At 74.8% G+C, this 2,061-nt stretch carries 2 protein-coding genes; one reads left to right on the top strand and one right to left on the bottom strand.

Annotated elements, in window-relative coordinates; all coding sequences use genetic code 11:
* Positions 1-121 precede the first annotated feature (121 nt).
* Positions 122-613 carry an HPP family protein gene (locus ACFRMQ_RS40380; RefSeq protein WP_380735900.1) on the bottom strand — a complete coding sequence of 164 codons (492 nt, stop codon included), beginning with the start codon at positions 611-613 and terminating at the stop codon, positions 122-124.
* Positions 614-756: 143 nt separating this feature from the next.
* Here ACFRMQ_RS40380 and ACFRMQ_RS40375 point away from each other — a divergent pair, with 143 nt between their 5' ends.
* Positions 757-1,974 carry an amidohydrolase gene (locus ACFRMQ_RS40375; protein WP_380735898.1) on the top strand — a complete coding sequence of 406 codons (1,218 nt, stop codon included), beginning with the start codon at positions 757-759 and terminating at the stop codon, positions 1,972-1,974.
* Positions 1,975-2,061 lie beyond the last annotated feature (87 nt).

The following is a 2,061-nucleotide window of genomic DNA, read 5'->3' as shown; positions in this document are numbered from 1 at the left end:
TCGGCTGGGAGGGTGGAGAGCCGGGTGTCCCTCCGGTCGCCCGGGCGCTTCCGGCCGTCGGGGTGTGGCCGACCTCACCGGGGCGCGGCCGGCTGCCGGAACCCCGGCTGCCGGACCCTGGCTACCAGGACACCGGGTACCGGACCGGGTGTCTGCCGATCCGGCCGGGCAGCAGGCCGATGGCGACCAGCAGCACGGAGGCCAGCAGGAGCAGCGGGAGGAACGGCATCGGGTGCGGCGCCTGCAGGACCACGATCATGGCGGTGCCCACGGCCGGGGAGTGCGAGAGGTGGGTGAGCATCATCACGCCCAGCGCGAGCCCGGCGGCGACGGCCGCACCCCAGGTGGTGCTGCGGGTGACGGCCAGGGTGGCGAAGCCGATCAGCGCTGACATCAGGTGACCGGCGATCAGGTTGCGCGGCTGTGAGATCGGCAGTCCGGGGGCGCCGTGCACCAGCGCGGCGCTGGCGGCCAGCGGTGGGATCAGCAGGGGTTGGCGGAGCAGGAGGCCCACGCCGACCAGTAGGAGCAGGGTGCCGATGGCGAAGACCGTGGCCCGCAGGGCGTGCAGTGGGTGAGGTCTGGGTGCGGCGGCGGACGGGGGTGTGGACATGCGTGCGCTGTTCCGAGAGGGAGTGGGGGGACCTGGAGATGATAAACAGATTGTTGATCGAAAGGTAGGACGTTTTGCCTGTCAGGCACATTCGGTCCACGGACCGGGACCACCCCGCACCCCAGAACGAGAGCGAGCAGCCCATGACCACGCCGTCCGTCACCCTCTTCCGCGACGTCCGTCCGTTCGGTGCCGAGCGGGCCGTCGACCTGGTCTCGGTGGACGGTGTGCTGGCCGAGCGGGTGCCCGACGGGGTGGCGCCGGAGGTGATCGAGGGCGGCGGCCGGATCGCACTGCCCACCCTGGTGGACGCGCACATCCACCCCGACAAGACGGCCTGGGGCGAGCCCTGGTACAGCCGCCGCCCGGCCGGCTCGCTGCCCGAGTACGTCCAGGGCGACGTCGACCTCCACCGGCGTCAGAGCACCTCGATCGCCGACCGGGCGAACCGGCTGTTGAGCCACGCCGTGGCCCGGGGCACCCGGGCGGTGCGGGCCCACGTGGACGTGGCGCCCGCCTTCGGCCTGGCCGGGGTGACCGGGCTCGCCGAGGTGCGCGAGCGGCTGGCCGGCGTGCTGGACGTCCAGCTGGTGGCCTTCCCCCAGCACGGGGTGCGGCGGATGCCCGGCGCGGGCGCTCTGCTCGCCGAGGCGGCGGCGAGCGGGCTGCTCGACGCCATCGGCGGGATCGACCCGGCCGGCTTCGACGCCGCCTCGGACGATGGCCGGGACGGCGAAGGGCCGGCGCAGCTGGAGCTGCTGTTCGGCCTGGCCGAACAGCACGGCCTGCGGCTGGACATCCACCTGCACGACGGGGGCGAGCGCGGACTCGGCCCGCTGCGCGACATCGCCGCCCGGACCAGGGCGGCCGGGCTGGCCGGACGGGTCGTCGTCAGCCACGCCTTCTGCGTCCCGGAACTGACCGGCGCCCCGCTCGCCGACCTCGCCGCCGAGCTGGCCGAGTCCGGCGTCGGGCTCACCACCGTGGCGCCCTCGGCCCACCAGGTGCTGCCGTTCCGCGAGCTGCGGGCGCACGGGGTGCGGGTCGGGCTCGGCTCGGACGGCGTGCGCGACTCGTGGAGCCCGTACGGCAACGCCGACATGCTGCACCGCGCCCACCTGCTGGGCTGGACCACCGACGCCCGCACCGACGAGGAACTGGCCGACTGCTTCGCCCTGGCGGCCGACAGCGGCGCCGAACTTCTGGACCTGCCCGCGGCCACCCTGCGGCCGGGCTCGCCCGCCGACTTCATGCTGGTGACGGGCGAGTGCCTGCCGCAGGTGGTGATCGACCTGCCGGTCCGCGAACTGGTGGTCCGCGCGGGCCGGGTGGTGGCCCGGGACGGACGGTTCACGGGCTGATCGGCGGCGCCGCTCCCACCCGCGTCGACCGGTGCGGGTGGGAGGGACGTGGCCGAGCGGGAGGGAGCCGGACGACCGGTCCGGCTC

Source organism: Kitasatospora sp. NPDC056783 (assembly GCF_042789895.1).
In the GTDB taxonomy this organism is placed as follows: Bacteria; Actinomycetota; Actinomycetes; order Streptomycetales; family Streptomycetaceae; genus Kitasatospora.
Note: the sequence above shows the minus strand (reverse complement) of the source record. Positions and strands in the feature narration are given on the sequence as shown.

What these genes read in the sequence shown, in the direction of transcription:
- ACFRMQ_RS40375 (WP_380735898.1), top strand. Translation starts at nt 757, where the DNA reads ATGACCACGCCGTCCGTCACCCTCTTCCGCGACGTCCGTCCGTTCGGT.
- ACFRMQ_RS40380 (WP_380735900.1), bottom strand. Translation starts at nt 613, where the DNA reads ATGTCCACACCCCCGTCCGCCGCCGCACCCAGACCTCACCCACTGCAC.